At 70.6% G+C, this 16,854-nt stretch carries 17 protein-coding genes and 2 pseudogenes; 12 read left to right on the top strand and 7 right to left on the bottom strand.

Going from position 1 to position 16,854, the window contains the following annotated elements; translation table 11 throughout:
- Positions 1-66: 66 nt before the first annotated feature.
- Positions 67-777, top strand: coding sequence for a 3-oxoacyl-ACP reductase FabG (gene fabG / locus EGM46_RS05560; protein ID WP_025134860.1), 711 nt, complete (start codon positions 67-69; stop codon positions 775-777).
- A gap of 50 nt (positions 778-827) precedes the next feature.
- Complete coding sequence (locus EGM46_RS05555) at positions 828-1,637, top strand: isocitrate lyase/PEP mutase family protein (RefSeq protein WP_125099177.1); 810 nt, start codon at positions 828-830, stop codon at positions 1,635-1,637.
- A 15-nt stretch (positions 1,638-1,652) separates the two neighbouring features.
- On the opposite strand, the gene serB is transcribed toward EGM46_RS05555, so the two are convergent.
- Positions 1,653-2,294, bottom strand: coding sequence for a phosphoserine phosphatase SerB (gene serB, locus EGM46_RS05550; RefSeq protein WP_125099176.1), 642 nt, complete (start codon positions 2,292-2,294; stop codon positions 1,653-1,655).
- Between the two features lie 75 nt (positions 2,295-2,369).
- Here serB and EGM46_RS05545 point away from each other — a divergent pair, with 75 nt between their 5' ends.
- Together EGM46_RS05545 and EGM46_RS05540 are read left to right on the top strand one after the other, a co-directional pair.
- Positions 2,370-3,155 (top strand): ABC transporter ATP-binding protein, encoded by a 786-nt coding sequence (locus tag EGM46_RS05545; RefSeq protein ID WP_125099175.1) that lies wholly within the window; start codon positions 2,370-2,372, stop codon positions 3,153-3,155.
- A 113-nt stretch (positions 3,156-3,268) separates the two neighbouring features.
- Positions 3,269-3,517, top strand: coding sequence for a type B 50S ribosomal protein L31 (locus EGM46_RS05540; RefSeq protein WP_125099174.1), 249 nt, complete (start codon positions 3,269-3,271; stop codon positions 3,515-3,517).
- Positions 3,518-3,638: 121 nt separating this feature from the next.
- Here the strand turns inward: EGM46_RS05540 and EGM46_RS05535 are convergent, their stop codons facing one another.
- A complete protein-coding gene (locus tag EGM46_RS05535) occupies positions 3,639-4,337 on the bottom strand; it encodes an exonuclease domain-containing protein (RefSeq protein WP_125099173.1) in 699 nt (232 codons plus the stop codon).
- 108 nt (positions 4,338-4,445) lie between these two features.
- Here EGM46_RS05535 and EGM46_RS05530 point away from each other — a divergent pair, with 108 nt between their 5' ends.
- Genes EGM46_RS05530 through EGM46_RS05520 form a run of 3 tightly spaced genes read left to right on the top strand, consistent with a single transcriptional unit; the run spans position 4,446 to position 7,029 of the window.
- Positions 4,446-5,357, top strand: coding sequence for an alpha/beta fold hydrolase (locus EGM46_RS05530; protein WP_125099172.1), 912 nt, complete (start codon positions 4,446-4,448; stop codon positions 5,355-5,357).
- Positions 5,354-6,220 carry a TrmH family RNA methyltransferase gene (locus tag EGM46_RS05525; protein WP_125099171.1) on the top strand — a complete coding sequence of 289 codons (867 nt, stop codon included), beginning with the start codon at positions 5,354-5,356 and terminating at the stop codon, positions 6,218-6,220. The genes EGM46_RS05530 and EGM46_RS05525 overlap by 4 nt, the downstream gene beginning before the upstream one ends.
- Entirely contained in the window at positions 6,217-7,029 is an 813-nt protein-coding gene (locus EGM46_RS05520; protein ID WP_241156204.1) for a phosphatase PAP2 family protein, read from the top strand. Before EGM46_RS05525 ends, EGM46_RS05520 begins: the two co-directional genes overlap by 4 nt.
- 485 nt (positions 7,030-7,514) lie before the next feature.
- On the opposite strand, the gene EGM46_RS05515 is transcribed toward EGM46_RS05520, so the two are convergent.
- Positions 7,515-7,751, bottom strand: a complete 237-nt coding sequence (locus EGM46_RS05515; protein WP_206427510.1) for an Rv0909 family putative TA system antitoxin — start codon at positions 7,749-7,751, stop codon at positions 7,515-7,517.
- A gap of 249 nt (positions 7,752-8,000) precedes the next feature.
- Between EGM46_RS05515 and EGM46_RS05510 the strand changes: the two genes are divergently transcribed.
- Positions 8,001-8,366: a VOC family protein gene (locus EGM46_RS05510; protein WP_125099169.1), complete on the top strand. Its 366-nt coding sequence runs from the start codon at positions 8,001-8,003 to the stop codon at positions 8,364-8,366.
- Here the strand turns inward: EGM46_RS05510 and EGM46_RS05505 are convergent.
- From EGM46_RS05505 to EGM46_RS05490, 4 genes and pseudogenes are all read right to left on the bottom strand, one after another.
- The gene (locus tag EGM46_RS05505) at positions 8,363-8,941 is read right to left on the bottom strand and encodes a type II toxin-antitoxin system PemK/MazF family toxin (RefSeq protein WP_241156203.1); all 579 of its coding nucleotides are present in this window, start codon (positions 8,939-8,941) and stop codon (positions 8,363-8,365) included. The two genes, EGM46_RS05510 and EGM46_RS05505, sit on opposite strands and share 4 nt — an antisense overlap.
- Positions 8,938-9,612: pseudogene (gene zapE / locus EGM46_RS05500) on the bottom strand (AFG1/ZapE family ATPase); the annotation flags it as partial. The pseudogene zapE (EGM46_RS05500) and the gene EGM46_RS05505, both read right to left, overlap by 4 nt.
- Positions 9,600-10,235: pseudogene (gene zapE, locus EGM46_RS05495) on the bottom strand (AFG1/ZapE family ATPase); the annotation flags it as partial. The pseudogenes zapE (EGM46_RS05500) and zapE (EGM46_RS05495), both read right to left, overlap by 13 nt.
- A 17-nt stretch (positions 10,236-10,252) precedes the next feature.
- Entirely contained in the window at positions 10,253-11,470 is a 1,218-nt protein-coding gene (locus tag EGM46_RS05490) for an alpha/beta hydrolase family protein (RefSeq protein ID WP_125099168.1), read from the bottom strand.
- Between the two features lie 84 nt (positions 11,471-11,554).
- Here EGM46_RS05490 and EGM46_RS05485 point away from each other — a divergent pair, with 84 nt between their 5' ends.
- The 4 genes from EGM46_RS05485 to EGM46_RS05470 all read left to right on the top strand — a co-directional run bounded on the left by EGM46_RS05485 (position 11,555) and on the right by EGM46_RS05470 (position 16,822).
- Entirely contained in the window at positions 11,555-12,175 is a 621-nt protein-coding gene (locus tag EGM46_RS05485) for a DUF3000 domain-containing protein (protein WP_125099249.1), read from the top strand.
- 3 nt (positions 12,176-12,178) lie between these two features.
- A complete protein-coding gene (locus EGM46_RS05480; RefSeq protein ID WP_125099167.1) occupies positions 12,179-13,360 on the top strand; it encodes an HRDC domain-containing protein in 1,182 nt (393 codons plus the stop codon).
- A gap of 126 nt (positions 13,361-13,486) precedes the next feature.
- Positions 13,487-14,680, top strand: coding sequence for a thiolase family protein (locus EGM46_RS05475; RefSeq protein ID WP_431194068.1), 1,194 nt, complete (start codon positions 13,487-13,489; stop codon positions 14,678-14,680).
- A gap of 6 nt (positions 14,681-14,686) precedes the next feature.
- Positions 14,687-16,822 (top strand): 3-hydroxyacyl-CoA dehydrogenase NAD-binding domain-containing protein, encoded by a 2,136-nt coding sequence (locus EGM46_RS05470; protein WP_125099165.1) that lies wholly within the window; start codon positions 14,687-14,689, stop codon positions 16,820-16,822.
- Positions 16,823-16,854 lie beyond the last annotated feature (32 nt).

Genomic DNA, 16,854 nt, shown 5'->3' with positions numbered 1-16,854 from the left:
GTCTCCTGCCAGGAGCATGGGGGCTCCCGTAGGCTTGAGGCGAACTGTCTGGATGGAAGGACCCCCATGACCACCTCGCGCACCGTACTCATCACCGGCGGCAACCGCGGCATCGGCTACGCCATCGCCGAGCGGATGATCGCTGACGGGCACCGGGTGGCCGTCACCTCCCGCTCGGGCGAGGGCCCGGCGGGCTCGCTCACCGTCCGCGCGGAGATGACCGACGCGGCGTCGATCGACGCGGCGTTCACCGAGGTCGAGGCGCAGCTCGGGCCCGTCGAGGTCGTGGTCGCCAACGCCGGCATCACGAAGGACACCCTGCTGCTGCGCATGACGGAGGAGGAGTTCACCTCGGTCATCGACACGAACCTCACGGGCACGTTCCGCGTCGTGAAGCGCGCGGCAAAGGGGCTCCTGAAGGGCCGCTTCGGCCGCGTGATCCTGATCTCGAGCGTGGTGGGCCTGTACGGCGGCCCCGGCCAGATCAACTACTCGTCCTCGAAGGCCGCCCTCGTCGGCTTCGCGCGCTCGCTCACCCGCGAGCTCGGCAGCCGCGGCATCACGGCGAACGTGATCGCCCCGGGCTTCATCGAAACGGACATGACGGCGGAGCTCCCCGAGGCGCAGCAGCAGCAGTACCTCGCCTCGATTCCCGCCGGGCGTTTCGGGCAGGTCGCCGAGATCGCCGGCGCGGCCTCGTTCCTCGCTGGCGACGACGCCGCCTACATCTCGGGCGCCGTGATCCCCGTCGACGGCGGCCTGGGCATGGGCCACTAATCCGCTGAACACCCCTGGTCACGCGGGTGGGGCGGGCGTAGCCTGAGGAGATGAACACTCACGCACACCACCGCAGCCCCACCCGCGTCGCCGTCGATGCGCAGGCTCTGGCAGAGCTCTACGCAGCGCCAGAGATTCTGCGCGTCGTGAATGTCTGGGACCCCGTCAGCGCGCGCACCATCGCCGAACTCCCCGGCACCCGAGCGATCGCCACGGCCGGCCACGCGATCGCGGCGAGCCATGGCTACGGCGACGGCGAGCAGATCCCGCTCGAGCTGATGCTCGCGGCGATCGAGCGCATCGCCGCGGCCATCGACCTGCCCGTGAGCGCAGACCTCGACGGCGGCTACGGCGACGCGGGCGAGACCGTGCGCCGAGCGATCGGGGCCGGCGCAGCCGGCGCGAACATCGAGGATCAGCTGCTGCCGCTCGACGCGTCGGTCGCCCGGATGCGCGCGGCGGTGCGCGCAGGGAACGCCGAGCACGTCTCCTTCGTGCTGAACGCGCGTACCGATGCCCTCGTGCGCGCGGGGGAGCGGCCGCGCGCAGACTCGATCGCCGACGCGATCGAGCGCGGGCGCGCCTACCTCGCCGAGGGGGCCGCGTGCGTGTTCGTGCCCGGCGTGCTGAACCGCGCGGAGACGGCGGAACTGGTCGCCGGGATCGGGGAGCGCAAGGTCAGCGTGATCGGGCTCCCGGGAGCGCTCACCGCCGCCGAGTACGAGGAGCTCGGGGTCGCCAGGATCTCGTACGGCCCGGCGCCCCAGAACGTCGCGCTCACGGCGCTGCGGCGGCTGGGGGCGAGCCTCCTCGACACCGGCGTGATTCCCGCCGACACCGAGCAGCTCAACAACTTCTAGCTCGGCCCTGCCGCGCTACGCCGTGAGTCGGTCGAGGAGCGGGATCGCTGCCGCGAGGTCCGCCTCGATCGACACGTCGGCCTGCTCGCGCACCACCGGCTTCCCGTTGAAGGAGACGCCGATCGCGGCCGCACGCATCATCTCCAGGTCGTTCGCCCCGTCGCCGATCGCGATCGTCGCGGAGAGCGGGATCCCGGCCTCCTCCGCCCACTCGCGGAGCGCCGCGGCCTTCGCGGCGGCGTCGATGATCGGGCCGACCGTGCGTCCGGTGAGGGCGCCGCCCGCGAGCTCCAGGCGGTTCGCGCGCCAAAAGTCGAGGCCCAGATCCTTCGCGAGCGGATCGAGCACCTCGTGGAAGCCACCCGACACCACCGCGACCTTGCCGCCGCGCGCGTGCACCGCGGCGATGAGCTCGCGGATCCCCGGCGTGAGGCGCACGCGCTCGTAGGTCTCCTGGAACACGGACTCCGGCGTGCCGGCCAGCGTGGCCACCCGCTCGCCGAGGCTCGCCGAGAAGTCGAGCTCCCCGCGCATGGCGCGCTCGGTCACCTCGGCGACCTCCGCGCGCGTGCCTGCGACGTCGGCGATCAGCTCGATCACCTCATCCTGGATGGTCGTGGAATCACAGTCGAGCACTACAAGCGGGGAGACGGTCATGCGCTCCAGTTTAGGCACTCGGCGCGCTCTGGCGTGGCGCGCTGCGCCCCGGGATGCACTCGCTAGGCTGGGCGCATGGTCAATGTGCTGCGCCTCACCGATGTGTCCTATGTGCGCGACCGCCGCCCGATCCTTGACGGGGTCTCCTGGTCGGTCGACGAGTCGGAGCGGTGGGTGATCCTCGGCCCGAACGGCGCAGGGAAGTCCACGCTCCTGAAGCTCGCGACCTCGGCGGATCACCCGACGAGCGGCACCGTCGAGGTGCTCAGCGAGCGGCTCGGCAAGGTGGACGTGTTCGAGCTGCGCAACCGGATCGGCTTCGTGTCGTCCGCGACGGCGCGCCGGATCCCGCCGACCGAGACCGTGCGCGACATCGTGCTCACCGCCGCCTACTCGGTCGAGGGGCGCTGGAACGAGCAGTACGACGAGATGGATGTGCGACAGGCCGATCGCGTGCTCGCCGAGTGGGATCTCGCGCACCTCGCCGATCGCACCTTCGCGACGTTGAGCGACGGCGAGCGGAAGCGCACCATGATCGCCCGCGCCGTGATGACCGACCCGGAAATGCTGCTGCTCGACGAGCCGAGCGCCAGCCTCGACCTCGGCGCGCGCGAGCGTCTCCTGCAGATGCTCTCCGGCTTCGCGGCGTCGCCGTCCTCGCCGGCAATGGTGATGGTGACGCACCACGTCGAGGAGATCCCGCCGGGGTTCACGCACGTGCTCATGCTGCGCGACGGCGCGATCGAGGCCGCTGGTCCGATCGCCGACACGCTGACCGCCGACACGCTGCAGGCCACGTTCGGGATGGCGTTCGAGCTGACGGTCAGTGGCGGACGCTACGCCGCCGTGGCGCGCCCCTGACCTCAATCGCGGAAATCGGCGCCCTCGTCTGCTAAAGTGGATCCGTGGCGCGGTAGTACCGCAAGACTTCGGTGCGCTGAGCGCATCATCATCACGCGAAAATAAGGACACTCATGAAGACCGACATCCACCCCGAGTACAACGCAATCGTGTTCCGCGACCTGGCGTCGGGGGAGACGTTCCTCACTCGCTCCACGCTGACCAGCGAGAAGACCGTCGAGCTCGACGGCGTCACCTACCCCGTGCTCGACGTTGAGATCTCGAGCGCTTCGCACCCGTTCTACACGGGCAAGCAGCGCATCATGGACTCGGCCGGCCGCGTCGAGAAGTTCAACCAGCGCTTCAAAGGCTTCGGCGCCTAAGCACTCGGTACCCCAACGGGCGATCCGGATCGAAAGATCTGGATCGCCCGTTGTGCGTTGTATGGGCGGTTCCCGTGGCGCCAGGCGTGCCCTGGGAACAGGCGTTCCCCGGGGCGCTCGTTCAGCGCGTCGGCCAGCGCCCGTCCGCGACGAAGTTCGGGTCGCGCTGGCGGCGCATGTAGTCCTGGAAGCTCGCGGCCTGCGCTGCGGCCCAGCCCACCTGGGCGGCGTGCAGCGCCTCGAGGTCGTCCGGGATCACGTCGGCGTACTTCCGCGCGAGCACCTGCAGCACGCGGCCGGCCGCGATCGCATCGTCGCCGGCGTCGTGCGCGGTCCCGAGCTCAACGCCGTGGTGCGCGGCGACCGCGTCGAGCGTGCGCTTGCCCTTGCGGTAGCGGTCGAGCTGCTTGTCGAGGATCAGCGGATCGATGACGGGGGAGAGGGTGTCCGGCAGCGCCACGCCGTGCCGGCGCGCCTCGGCCTGCAGGAGCGTGAGGTCGTACGGCGCGTTGTACGCCACGATCGGAAATCCGCGCTCGATCATCTCGAGCAGCTGCGCGACGATCTGCTGCACGCCGACCGCGGCAGCGATCCCGCTCGCGCGTGCCACGTCGGTCGTGATGCCGTGCACGCGCGCCGCGGCGTCGGGAATCACGACGCCGGGGTCGAGCAGCCAGTCGTAGCGCTCGCTCACCTCGCCAGCCGGTCCGATCAGGGCGATGGTGGCGCTGACAATGCGTGCCTCAGCGGTGTCGATGCCGGTGGTCTCGGTGTCGAACACGGCGAGGTTCGCGGCCCAGAGGGGGAGTTGCGCGGTCACGGCGCTCCTTTCGTTTCCCTCGATGGTATCGAGCGGCGCCACGCCGCGTGCGGTTCGCCCACCGCGTGGCCTCAGCTGCCTGACAGTGGCCGCCAGTAAGATCGCTTCGTGAGCATCGTCCCCGTTCCCCGAATCGACGCAGCGCTCGGGATCGAGACCCGCGCCTGGCAGTACGGCGCGCCGGAAGGCCCCACCCTGATCCTGGTGCACGGTTTCCGCGGCGACCACCACGGGCTGGAGGGCATCGCGGTGCGACTCGCCGAGACCGCGCCCGAGCTGCGCGTCATCGTGCCCGATCTGCCAGGTTTCGGGGAGACCCCCGCGGTGCCCGGCCGCACGCACGACCTCGCCCTCTACGCGGAGTGGCTGTGCGCGTTCGCCGCGGCCGTCGCCCCGGACGGAGCCGCCATCCTCGGCCACTCGTTCGGCTCGCTCGTCGTGTCGGCGGCGATCGACCGCGGCCTGGATCCGCGGCGCACGATCCTGATCAACCCGATTTCCGCGCCCGCGCTTGAGGGACCGCAGGCGGTCATGACGCAGCTCGCGATCGCCTACTATCGCGCCGCGGATCGGCTGCCGGAGCGCGCCGCGCGCGGCCTGCTCGGCAACCCACTGATCGTGCGGGTGATGAGCGAGGTCATGGCCAAGACGAGCGACCGCGAGTTGCGCTCCTGGATCCACGCGCAGCACGGCGCGTACTTCAGCACGTTCTCGGATCCCCGCACCCTGCTCGAGGCGTTCCGCGCGTCGGTGTCGCACACCGTGCCCGAGTTCGCCGCGGCGTTCACCGCGCCCACCCTGCTGATCGCGGGGGAGCGGGACGACATCACCCCGCTCGCCAAGCAGCTCGAACTGCACCACCGCATCCCCGGATCGCGGCTCGTGATCCTGCCGGGCACCGGCCACCTCGTCCACTACGAGGCCGTCGACGAGGCGGTCGCGGCGATCGCCGCGTTCCTCGCGCAGACGACGGAGACCGCCGAGGCGGCTGGGGCGACTGAGTCGGGGTACGGCGCGTGAATCTGATCCAGATCGAAGATCTCTCCGCCCCGGAGCTCGCGGATTTCACCCAGCTCACCGACGTGGCGCTGCGCCGCGTGCGCGAGCCGGCTGAGGGCCTCTACCTCGCGGAGTCGCCGAAGGTCATCGAGCGCGCGTTGCGCGCCGGGCACCGACCCCGCGCGCTGCTCACCGTCGCGGAGTGGCTGCCTAGGTTGGCACCCGCGCTCGCCGAGCACCCCGAGACGCCCGTCTACGTCGGCCTGCCCGAGCAGCTCGAGCAGCTCACCGGCTTCAACATGCACCGCGGCGCGATCGCGTCGATGCATCGCCCCGCCCCGCTCGATCCGGAGCGGCTGCTCAGGGACTCACGGCGTGTCGTGGTGCTCGAGGATCTGGCGGATCACACCAACGTCGGCGCCGTCTTCCGCTCCGCCGCCGCGCTGGGCGCGGATGCCGTGCTCCTGACTCCCGGCTGCGCGGATCCGCTCTACCGGCGCGCCGTGCGCGTGAGCATGGGAGCCGTGCTGCAGGTGCCGTGGGCGCGCCTGCCCGACTGGCGGGACGCCGGCCCACTGTTCCGTGACGAGGGGTACGAGCTGACCGCGTTCGCGCTCCATGACGACGCGGAGGATCTCGCGACGTTCGTCGACGACTTGCCCGACCGCCTCGCCCTCATGTTCGGCACTGAGGGGCCGGGCCTCAGCCGTCGCGCGCTCGCGTCGTCGTCCCGAACCGTCATGATTCCGATGGAGCACGGCGTCGACTCGCTGAACGTCGCCACCGCGGCGGCGCTCGCGATGTGGGCCGTGCGCTCGGGGGATCAGCGCGCGGCGCGCGTGCCGGCCGGCGCGGCCGTCGCAGGGGAGGGGAACCCCCGGTGACGGCGGTGACCGCCGGTCCTGGTATCGCCGCGGGGGGACGCAGCCGGGCGCTGTGGGCGACCCTGTTCTGGCTCGTGGTGGGCATTGGCTCCTACGTGCTCGGGGTGCGGAACGCGATCGGGCAGCGCGCGGAGAACAGCGTGCTCGACGCCGCGGAGTTCACCACGAACCCGCCGCCACCGCTGAACCTCGTGTCGATCCCCACCGTGGCGCTCGCGCTCGTGGCGATCGGTCTGCTGGCGCTGTGGGTGCACGGGGTGAAGCGCGCCCTCGTGGTGACGACCGTGCCGGCGATCGCCGTGCTGGCGTCGCAGCTCCTGAAGCTGCAGCTGCTCACGCGGCCGCAGCTGTTCGAACTCGACGCCGCGAACACGTTCCCGAGTGGGCACATGACGGTGTTCACGGCGCTTGTCGGCGCGCTGATCTGGGCGGTTCCCGCGCAGATTCGCGCGCTGCTCGCGCTCGGCGGCTCGGCGCTGCTCGGTGCGGTCGGGTGGCAGCTGCTGGCCTATGGCTGGCACCGGCCGAGCGATGTGTTCGGTGGCGTCGCGCTCGTCTGCTGCGTGTTCGCCGTGGCCGGGCTGATCCGCCCGGCGCACGCGCGCGGCCACATGGTCGCCGGTCGCACGGTGTCTGTTGGGCTCGCCCTCGTTGGCTGGATCGTCGCGGGCGCCGCGGTGGTGCTCGCCATGGTGGCCGGCCTGCAATCCAACGCGGATCTGATGCTGAGCGCCGGCGAGTTCGGCGCGGTGGCTGCCGGGGCGATCGCCGCACGGTCGCTGCTGCGGCTGAGCGCCGGGCAGGAGTAGCCCGAGGGCGTTGCCGGGCGAGCTGCACGTTATGTCAGCTTCGCCTGCGTGTGATGTGCTGGGCGTCAAGCTTGGGGCATGATGGGCTCGCCGCTGGGCGCGCGTGCGTGGCAGCCGCCACAGCGACCGCCGTCGCCGTGTCAGGCCTCACTGTGCCAGGCCTCACTATGCCAGGCCTCACTGCGTCCGTGCATCCCAAGTGATTCGGCCAAACCCAGCGGCGCTGGCGCAGGGCGGCTTGGTTTCGCCGAATCGCTTGTGGTGGCGGCGGCGTCTGGTGGCGGCGGCGTCTGGTGCTCGTGGCCGCAGGGCGCGCACCGCGCCGCGCGTTGATAATCTATATTATGTCAGCTCAAGTGGGCGTAGCCAGCAATTCCGGCCTTGCCTGGCGCAGCTCTGGGGTACAACGCCCCAGCTGAGGCACCAACACCGCGGGCCCGGCTCCACTCGTGTGGAACCGGGCCCGCGGTGCGTGTGCGCGCGACTTACTCGTTGCCGAGCTTGCCGTCGATGTTGTCGCGCACTTCCTGAATCTTGTCGGCGTGTGCGCCGCCGGAGACCTTGTTGGCGAGGTCCGCGGCGCCGTCGAGGATCTTGTCGCTGATCGACTCGGCCTGGTCGCTCTTCAGCGCCTCGCCAACCTTCTCAGCGTTCTCCTTGGCGAACTCCCCCACCTTGCCGACAACCTCGGTTGCCTTCTTGCCCAGTTCTTCGATGCCCATTATCTATCCTTCGGAGTCGACGTGCCGCCGAGGTTTCGGCCTGCTGTTGCCAGTATGCCGGGTTTGTGTGCGCTCGGAAAGACCCGAACCGCATTTTTGTGCGCCTGGCGGGCCGTGCCGGGCGCCGTCCATACCCCGAGCGCGAGAGAAGTGCGTGACGGCGCGCGAAATTCGCGCCAGACTGAGGGGCAAGCCGCGCGCAGTGGTCCGGCCAGCGCGGCATCGCACGCCCCCAGTGAGGAGATTCAGATGTCCGCACACGCACCCATCGGCGCACTCTCCACGGTGGTCTTCGACTGCCCCGATCCCGCGCTGCTCGCCGCGTTCTACCAGGCCGTGCTCGGCGGTGTGCTCGAGCCGGACGACGACGATTGGGTCGACCTGATCCTCCCGGGCGGCGGCCTGCGTCTCGGGTTCCAGCGCGCCCCCGGCTACCTCGCCCCCGAGTGGCCGGGCGACGACGGCGCGCAGCAGCTCCACCTCGACATTGCGGTCGCTGAGCTGGGGCGCGCGCACGAGCGGTTGCTCGACCTCGGTGCGCGGCTCGTCGACGTGCAGGCGACGTTTCGGGTGTACCTCGATCCGGTCGGGCACCCGTTCTGCACGATCTCCTAGGAGTTGCCCCCGCGGTGCGCGTTCAGTACCGCGCGCACGGCTGGCTCGAAGCGCTCGCGCGGCAGCACGGTCCCCTCGCGGCGCATCCCGTCGTGGGTGACGCGCAGGAACCGCTCGGGTGAAATGAAGCTCTCGCGGCCTTGGCTGTCCCACGGGCCCGAGCCGATCGAGACGAAGCCGCGGTGCTCCTTCGTGCTCAGGTAGCAGCCGACCGTCGACTCGTGGTCCAGCCGCGCGATGATGAGCACGGGGCGGTCCTTGCCGCGCCCGTCGTTCTCGACGTACGGCACCCACGTCCACACGATCTCACCGGGATCGGGATCCCCGTCCACCTGCGGGGCGTAGCTGGGTGACACACCGGCCAGCTCCGCGCTCGTGAGATCGCGCGTTGCGCCCGGCCCGTACTGGCCGGGGCTCTCCTCGAAGCCGCGCTCGCCGGCACCGCTCCCCTGCCGGGCAGGCGCGCTCGGCCTCGGCTGCGCGCTGGTCTTCCCGGACGACTTCCCCGCCGCGCGGAGAAACGCGTTCACGAAGGAGCGGATGAACTCCGTCCAGCCTCCGGAAGACCCGCTCACGCCGCGGTCTCGCTCGCGGTGAGTGCGTTCAGACGCGAGATGCAGCGGAGGTACTTCTTGCGGTACCCGCCGTCGATCATGCCCCCGCCGAAGATGGAGGTGAGCGAGAGCCCGGTCGCACGGATCGGGATCTGCGCGTCGTACACCCGGTCGATGAACGCGACGAAGCGGAGCGCCGCGGACTGGTCGGTGAGCTCCTGCACGTCGCGGAGGCCGATGCACTGCACGCCGCTCAGCAGGCCGGAGTACGCCGACGGATGGACGGTCGCGAGGTGGGCGATCAGCTCGCCGAACTCGTCGTCGGTCATGCGCTCCCCCGCGGCGGCTACGTCCGCGAGCGCGAAGCGGTACGCGTCAGCTGACAGCACGCGCGCATCACCCTCGATGTCGCGCTGGCGATAGTCGACCCCGTCGATGCGGATCGTGCGGAAGCGATCCGACATTGCTTGAATCTCGCGCATGAAGTCCGAGGCGGCGAAGCGCCCCTCGCCGAGGGCGTTGGGCGGAGTGTTCGACGTTGCGACGATCCGCGAGCCCGTGGACGTGAGGTCGCCGATGAGACGCGTCATGAGCATCGTGTCGCCCGGGTCGTCGAGCTCGAACTCGTCGATGCAGATGAGCTTCGCGCCCTGCAGTACGCCGACCGCCCNATCGTGCGGAAGCGATCCGACATTGCTTGAATCTCGCGCATGAAGTCCGAGGCGGCGAAGCGCCCCTCGCCGAGGGCGTTGGGCGGAGTGTTCGACGTTGCGACGATCCGCGAGCCCGTGGACGTGAGGTCGCCGATGAGACGCGTCATGAGCATCGTGTCGCCCGGGTCGTCGAGCTCGAACTCGTCGATGCAGATGAGCTTCGCGCCCTGCAGTACGCCGACCGCCCCGGCGTAGCCGAGCGCGCCGACGAGCGCGGTGTACTCGATGAACGTGCCGAAGTACTTGCGGCCGGCCGTCGCGTGCCAGGTGGCCGCGAGCAGGTGGGTCTTGCCGACGCCGAAGCCGCCGTCGAGGTAGACGCCTGGCTTCGTGGGTGCCGGGGCCTCCGCCGGCTTCTTCTTCCCGAAGCCGAAGAAGCCGCCGCCGCCGTTACGCGGTGCGGCCTTCGCCGGGCCCGAGAACGCGCTCAGAATGTCGCGCGCCTCGGCCTGCGACGGGTAGTCGGGATCCGGCCGGTAAGACTCGAACGACGCGTGGTCAAACTGGGGCGGCGGAACGAGGGTCGCGACGAGTTCGGTTCCGGAAACGCTCGGGCGCCGGTCTACCAGGCGGGCGGCGCTGTGCTGCTTGTCAGAGGACATCGAAAGGTAGTCTAGCCCTATGACACGCCCCACGCGGTGTCGGGCAGTTCCCCTCGCCAACCAGGCCGGGGCAGGGCGCGGACAAACGCCTCGGTCGAGTCTTCCCACCCGATGGGGTCCGTATTCCAGATCTTGACGTGCTCGCCGGCCGTGGTGAGCCGCAGCTGCACGAGATCCGGTCGCTCCGCGGCGAATCGCTCGGCCCCAGCGCTCGGCACAAAGGTGTCACCGCGGCTCGCGTGCAGCAGCACCGGAACCGTGAGCGAGTCGGCGACGGCCTCGGGGCTCAGGCTCGCGAAGTCGAGGCCTGCGGCCTCCCCACCGCGCACGACGCCGCGCTCCAGCAGCGAGATCCCGACGTCCGCGAGCGTGCTCGGCACCCGCATGGTGTTCGCCTGGTGGCGCAGCAGCGCTGGCCAGTCGACGGCTGGTGAGTCGAGCACGATCCCGTCGACCGCGGTGCGCAGCGGCCCGCTCGTCGCCGAGCGCAGCACTGCCGTGCCGCCCATGGACCAGCCGACGAGCGTGACGCGGTCCGCGCCGCGGCGCACGGCCTCGGCGATCGCCGCGTCGACGTCGCGGCTCTCCGCGATCCCGATCCCGTATCTGCCGTGCTCGCCGCGCGGGGCGCCGGGGTCGTTCCGGTAGGAGATCACGAGGCTCGTGACCCCGGCGCGCGCGAGCGGCAGCACGCCGCGCAGCGTCTCCGCCGGCAGTGCGCCCCGGCCGTGCACGTGGACCGCCCAGCGGCCGCGGCTCCCCCGCCGCACGCGGTTCGGGTGGATGATCCATGCCTCGGCCTGGCCCAGCTCGGTGGCGTACTCGATGCGCTCGGTGCGGAGCCCGGTCTCCTCCGGCTCCGTGTACCACCAGCCGGTGATGCGGCCCGACACGCCGGGCGCCAGCGATCCGCTCGGGACGCCGAGCACTTCGCGGCGCGCCTCGATGCCGGAGCGGCCGATCACGGGCCCGAGCCTGGCGTGCCCGGCACCGCCGGCGAAGAGGAACGAGTACTGGCCAGGGAGCGCAGCGTGCGCGCCGCGCAACTGCACGACGAGGCGCTCCCCCTCCCGCTCGATCCGCGTGACCGTGACCGGCTCCTCCGGTGCCAGTTCCGGTGTGACCAGGATTCTGGCGAGCGTCGCGCCGCCAAATCCCACGACTGCCGCCCCCGCGGCCGCGATTCCAGCGCCCACCCCGAGCGCGCGTCCGAGTGTGCGTTGCCAGTTCTGCATCATCCGTCCTCACCTCCGTGATCCGGCGGAACCCGGCGTGGCTCCGCGTGATGGTTCACAGCAAACTCTAGTGTCACGAGTGTGATGGCAATGATCGGCGGGACCTCGCTCGAGTTTGATGTCGCGGCAGCGCAGCTCCGAAGCGCGCGGCTGCGCAGCGAACTCGTGTCCGAGGAGATCCCGGCCCCCGAGCGGATCGCTCCGCGCTCGATCGCGCTTGCCGCCGGCATCGTGCGCGGGCCGCGGCGTGAGATCGATCGCGCGGCCGCGCTCGAATCCGCGTACGGCGCCGGCCGCATCGTGCTGATGCACGATCCCGACTCCGCCGAGGAATGGGGCAGCCCGTTCCGCATCGTGTGCTTCGCGCACGCGCCGCTCGAGGTCGAGATCGGCGTCGACCCGTTCATCTCGGACGTCGCGTGGTCGTGGCTCGTCGACGCGCTCGACTCGCGGGACGCCGAGTACACCGCGCTCTCGGGGACCGCGACGAAGACGCTCTCCACCGGGTTCGGTACGCTGGAGTCGAGGGGCGATGCCGCTCAGATCGAGCTGCGCGCCTCATGGACGCCGCTCGGAGCCGATTTCACCGCACACGCGGAGGCCTGGTCGGAGCTGCTGTGTCTGCTCGCCGGTCTCCCGCACGCGGAGGGGGTCGACTCGATCGCGGCGCGACGGGCGCGCCCGACACCCGAGGGAGCCGAGTAGAGCGTGGTAGAACAGTCGGAACTTGAGACCAACTGGTCGCTGATCACCGACAATGATGGACTCGCCAGCGCGGCGGCCGCGCTGGCAGCGGCCTCCGGGCCGGTCGGGGTCGACGCGGAGCGCGCCTCGGGTTTCACCTACGGCTCCGAGGCGTACCTCGTGCAGGTGTTCCGGCGCGGCGCCGGCCCGTACCTGTTCGATCCGACCGGGATCACCGACTTCACGCCGCTCGCCGACGCCTTGCGCGGCGAGGAGTGGGTGCTGCACGCCGCGAGCCAGGACATTCCCTGCCTCGCGGAGCTCGGGCTTCACCCCGACCACCTGTTCGACACGGAGCTCGCCGCGCGCCTGCTCGGCTACGAGCGCGTCGGCCTTGGTGCGATCGTCGAGTCGCTGCTCGGGATCCATCTCGAGAAGGCGCACTCGGCGGCCGACTGGTCGAAGCGGCCGCTCCCCGAGTCGTGGCTCGACTACGCGGCGTTCGACGTTGCCCTGTTGCCCGATCTGCGCGATGCGGTGGCCCGCGACCTGGACGCGCAGGGCAAGGCCGAGTACGCCGCGCAGGAGTTCGAGGCGGCGCGCACGAAGGAGCCCAAGCCGAAGGCGGCCGAGCCGTGGCGCAAGCTCTCCGGCGGGCACGCCCTCCGCACGCCGCGGAGCCTCGCCCTCGCCCGTGAGCTGTGGGAGGCGCGCGATGCGCTCGCGCGGGAGCGCGACGTCGCGCCGGGGCGCCTGATCCCCGACTCGTCCGTGGTGGCCGCGGCGACCGCGAACCCGCGCTCGAAGGGCGACCTCGCGCGCCTCCCCAATTTCAAGGGGCGCGCGAGCCGCACGGAGATCGACCGCTGGTGGCAGGCGATTCTCGTGGGCAAGACGACGGAGAATCTGCCCGGGGCGAAGCCCCGCGATCCCGACGCGATCCCCCACCACCGCGGCTGGGCCCAGCGGCACCCCGAGGCGGCGGAGCGACTGGCCGAGGCGCGCGCCGTGGTCGAGGCGGAGGCCGAGCGCCAGGCGATCCCGCTCGAGAACCTGCTCACGCCGGATCATCTCCGCCGGCTCGTGTGGCGGCTGCCCGCCGACCACTCCCCCGAGGGCATTGCACTCCGTCTCACGGAGCTCGGTGCGCGGCCCTGGCAGGTTGGGATTGTCGCACCAATTCTCGCACCCGTTTTTGTAGACTAGTTCTAACGGGCTCCGCGTTTTTGCGGCAAATCTCGGGGATCGCGCACCGCCTCTTCTGCGTTTGAGACTCCGTCTCTAATATGGTGGAAGACCGATCACATACCTGATGGAGGCGAAGTGGCCGCAATGAGAGAAGTCGTGTTTGTTGATGGGGTGCGCACCCCCTTCGGACGCGCTGGCGAAAAGGGCATGTACGCGGGAACGCGGGCCGACGATCTCGCCGTGAAGGCGCTGCAGGGGCTGCTCGCGCGGAATGAGTCCCTCCCCCTCGACCGCATCGACGATGTCGGCATCGCCGCGACCTCGCAGCAGGGCGACCAGGGCCTCACGCTCGGCCGTACCGTGTCGATCCTCGCCGGGATCCCGCTCAGCGTCCCGGGCTTCGCGCTCGATCGCATGTGCGCCGGCGCGCTCACCGTCGCGTCCTTCATGGGCGCGGCGATCGGCTCCGGCCAGTACGACATCGCCGTCGCCGGCGGCGTCGAGCCCATGGGGCGCCACCCGCTCGGGCTCGACGCAGATCCGAACCCGCGCTTCGTCGCGGAGAAGCTCGTCAGCCCCGACGCGCTGAACATGGGCCTCACCGCCGAGCGCCTGCACGACCGCTTCCCCGCACTGACGAAGGAGCGCGCCGACCGCTTCGGCATGCTGAGCCAGCACAAGGTTCAGGCGGCCTACGATCGCGGCGACATCCAGGCGGACCTCGTGCCCGTCGCGACGCGATCCGCAGCCGGGTGGGGCCTCGCGACCGAGGACGAGGGCCGTCGCCCGGAGACCACGATGGAGGGCCTCGCCGGCCTGAAGACCCCGTTCCGCCCCCACGGCCGCGTCACTGCGGGCACCTCGTCCCCGCTGACCGATGGAGCGACCATGTCGCTCCTCGCGGGCGCGGACACTGCGCGCGAGCTCGGCCTCGGCGCGAAGATGAAGCTGGTGGGCTTCGGCTTCGCGGGCGTCGAGCCCGAGGTCATGGGGCTCGGCCCGGTGCCGTCGACGGAGAAGGCGCTGAAGCGCGCCGGACTCACGATCGAGGACATCGGCCTCTTCGAGCTCAACGAGGCGTTCGCTGTGCAGGTGCTCTCCTTCCTCGATCACTTCGGGATCGACGACGAGGATCCGCGGGTCAACCCGTGGGGCGGCGCGATTGCGCTCGGCCACCCGCTCGCCGCGTCCGGCGTGCGCCTCATGATTCAGCTCGCGCGCCAGTTCGCCGAGCGCCCGGACGTGCGCTACGGCGTCACCGCGATGTGCGTCGGCCTCGGCCAGGGCGGCACTGCGATCTGGGAGAATCCTCACTTCAACGGCAAGAAGGGCAAGTAACCCGTCATGACTGATTACACCGCTATCGACTTCTCGCCGCTCCTCGCTGCGGCGGCGGACGAGGTCATCACGGAGATGTTCGTGCGCGACGTCGCCCTCGCATCGGGCGGCACGCTCGCGCTGATCACGATGGACAACGGCCGCGACCACACGCGCCCCAACACGCTCGGGCCGCGCACGCTTGAGCGCCTCGGGAGCGTGCTCGATGAGCTCACCGCGCGCGCCGCGGCCGGCGAGATCACCGCTGTCGGTATCACCGGGAAGCCGTTCATCTTCGCGGCCGGCGCCGACCTCTCGAAGGTCTCGACGCTCGCCACCGCGCAGAACGCCCGCCTCATGGCGCAGTACGGTCACTTCATTCTCGGCAAGCTGGGCACCGTCGGCGTGCCGTCGTTCGCGTTCGTGAACGGGCTGGCGCTCGGCGGCGCGATGGAGATTGCGCTGCACTGCGACTACCGCTCGCTGGACGCCTCGGCCGCGGCCCTCGCCTTCCCCGAGGTGTTCCTCGGCATCATTCCCGGCTGGGGCGGCGCCACCATCGTGCCCAATCTGATCGGGATCGAGCAGGCGCTCGAGATCATCGTCTCCAACCCGCTGAAGAACAACCGCATGCTCAAGCCGAAGCAGGCGAAGGACATGGGCCTGTTCGACGAGCTGTTCGGCTCGGCGAGCTTCCTCGAGGAGTCGCTCGCCTGGGCAGACGCCGTCGTGAGCGGCGCGAAGAAGGTCGAGCGGCCGCACGTTCCGGGGAAGCTTGAGCGCCTCACCAAGTGGCCGGCCGCGATCAAGATCGCGCGCGACACGCTGAAGGCACGCATCGGCACCGCGGCGAAGGCGCCCTACATCGCGCTCGATCTGCTGAGCGCCGCGAAGGACAACGATCTGCAGCGCGGCTTCGAGCGCGAGGACGATGCGCTCACCGAGCTGATCTCGGGCGACCAGTTCGTCGCCTCGATCTACGCGTTCGATCTCGTGCAGAAGCGCGCGAAGCGGCCGGCCGGCGCCCCGGACAAGGCGCTCGCGAAGCCGGTGCAGAAGGTGGGCGTCATCGGCGCAGGCCTGATGGCGAGCCAGTTCGCGCTGCTATTCGCGCGGAAGCTCCGCGTCCCAGTGGTGATCACGGACCTCGATCAGGGGCGCGTCGACAAGGGGCTCGAGTACATTCGCGGTGAGATCGACAAGCTGCACGACAAGGGACGCCTCTCCCCCGATGACGCCAACCAGGTGAAGGCGCTCGTGAGCGGCACGACCGACAAGGCGCAGTTCGCGGACTGCGACTGGGTGATCGAGGCCGTGTTCGAGGAGCTCGGCGTCAAGCAGCAGGTGTTCGCGGAGATCGAGCCGATCATCTCGGAGACCGCGGTGATCGCGACGAACACGTCGTCGCTCTCGGTCGAGGAGATCGGCGCGAAGCTCGCGCACCCCGAGCGCCTCGTCGGCTTCCACTTCTTCAACCCGGTCGCGGTGATGCCGCTGATCGAGGTCGTAAAGACGCCGAGCACCGACGACGCGACGCTCGCCACCGCGATGGTGACCGCGCGGAAGCTCGGCAAGAGCGCCGTGATCACGGCCGACCGTCCCGGCTTCGTGGTGAATCGCCTGCTCGCCAAGGTGATGGGTGAGGCGGCGCGCGCCCTCGACGAGGGCACGCCGCTGCCCGTGGTCGAGCGGGCGCTCGCCCCGATCGGGCTGCCCATGGGCCCGTTCGAGCTCATCGACCTGGTCGGCTGGAAGGTGGCCGCGCATGTGCAGGACACCATGGTGGGGGCGTTCCCTGAGCGATTCTACGCATCGCCGAACCTGCACGCGCTGGCGGACGTCGAGGCGCCGCTCGTGAAGTCGAAGCAGGGCAAGGTGGAGGACCTCTCGAAGGCCGGCCGCAAGGCGCTCAAGCTGGGCTCCACGGCAGTCTCGGAGGCGGAGATCCTGCGCCGCGTCGAGGACGAGCTCGCCGGCGAGATCAAGATCATGCTCGACGAGGGCGTGGTCGCCGCGGCGGAGGACATCGACCTCTGCCTCATCCTCGGCGCCGGCTGGCCGTTCCAGGCCGGCGGCGCGACGCCCTACCTCGACCGGGTGGGCGCGAGCGAGCGCACCTTCGGCGGCACGTTCCACGACCCGCGGGTCGCGGCGGCGGGCTAGCTTCGTCGACTTGCTGTGCTGCGGTGGCCCGT

This window comes from Leucobacter chromiireducens, assembly GCF_003917135.1.
Lineage (GTDB): Bacteria > Actinomycetota > Actinomycetes > Actinomycetales > Microbacteriaceae > Leucobacter > Leucobacter chromiireducens_A.
Note: the sequence above shows the minus strand (reverse complement) of the source record. Positions and strands in the feature narration are given on the sequence as shown.

Coding starts and splice junctions, on each gene's coding strand:
- fabG (WP_025134860.1), top strand. CDS start 67: ATGACCACCTCGCGCACCGTACTCATCACCGGCGGCAACCGCGGCATC.
- EGM46_RS05555 (WP_125099177.1), top strand. CDS start 828: ATGAACACTCACGCACACCACCGCAGCCCCACCCGCGTCGCCGTCGAT.
- serB (WP_125099176.1), bottom strand. CDS start 2,294: ATGACCGTCTCCCCGCTTGTAGTGCTCGACTGTGATTCCACGACCATC.
- EGM46_RS05545 (WP_125099175.1), top strand. CDS start 2,370: ATGGTCAATGTGCTGCGCCTCACCGATGTGTCCTATGTGCGCGACCGC.
- EGM46_RS05540 (WP_125099174.1), top strand. CDS start 3,269: ATGAAGACCGACATCCACCCCGAGTACAACGCAATCGTGTTCCGCGAC.
- EGM46_RS05515 (WP_206427510.1), bottom strand. CDS start 7,751: ATGGGCATCGAAGAACTGGGCAAGAAGGCAACCGAGGTTGTCGGCAAG.
- EGM46_RS05510 (WP_125099169.1), top strand. CDS start 8,001: ATGTCCGCACACGCACCCATCGGCGCACTCTCCACGGTGGTCTTCGAC.
- EGM46_RS05490 (WP_125099168.1), bottom strand. CDS start 11,470: ATGCAGAACTGGCAACGCACACTCGGACGCGCGCTCGGGGTGGGCGCT.
- EGM46_RS05485 (WP_125099249.1), top strand. CDS start 11,555: ATGGCAATGATCGGCGGGACCTCGCTCGAGTTTGATGTCGCGGCAGCG.
- EGM46_RS05475 (WP_431194068.1), top strand. CDS start 13,487: ATGAGAGAAGTCGTGTTTGTTGATGGGGTGCGCACCCCCTTCGGACGC.
- EGM46_RS05470 (WP_125099165.1), top strand. CDS start 14,687: ATGACTGATTACACCGCTATCGACTTCTCGCCGCTCCTCGCTGCGGCG.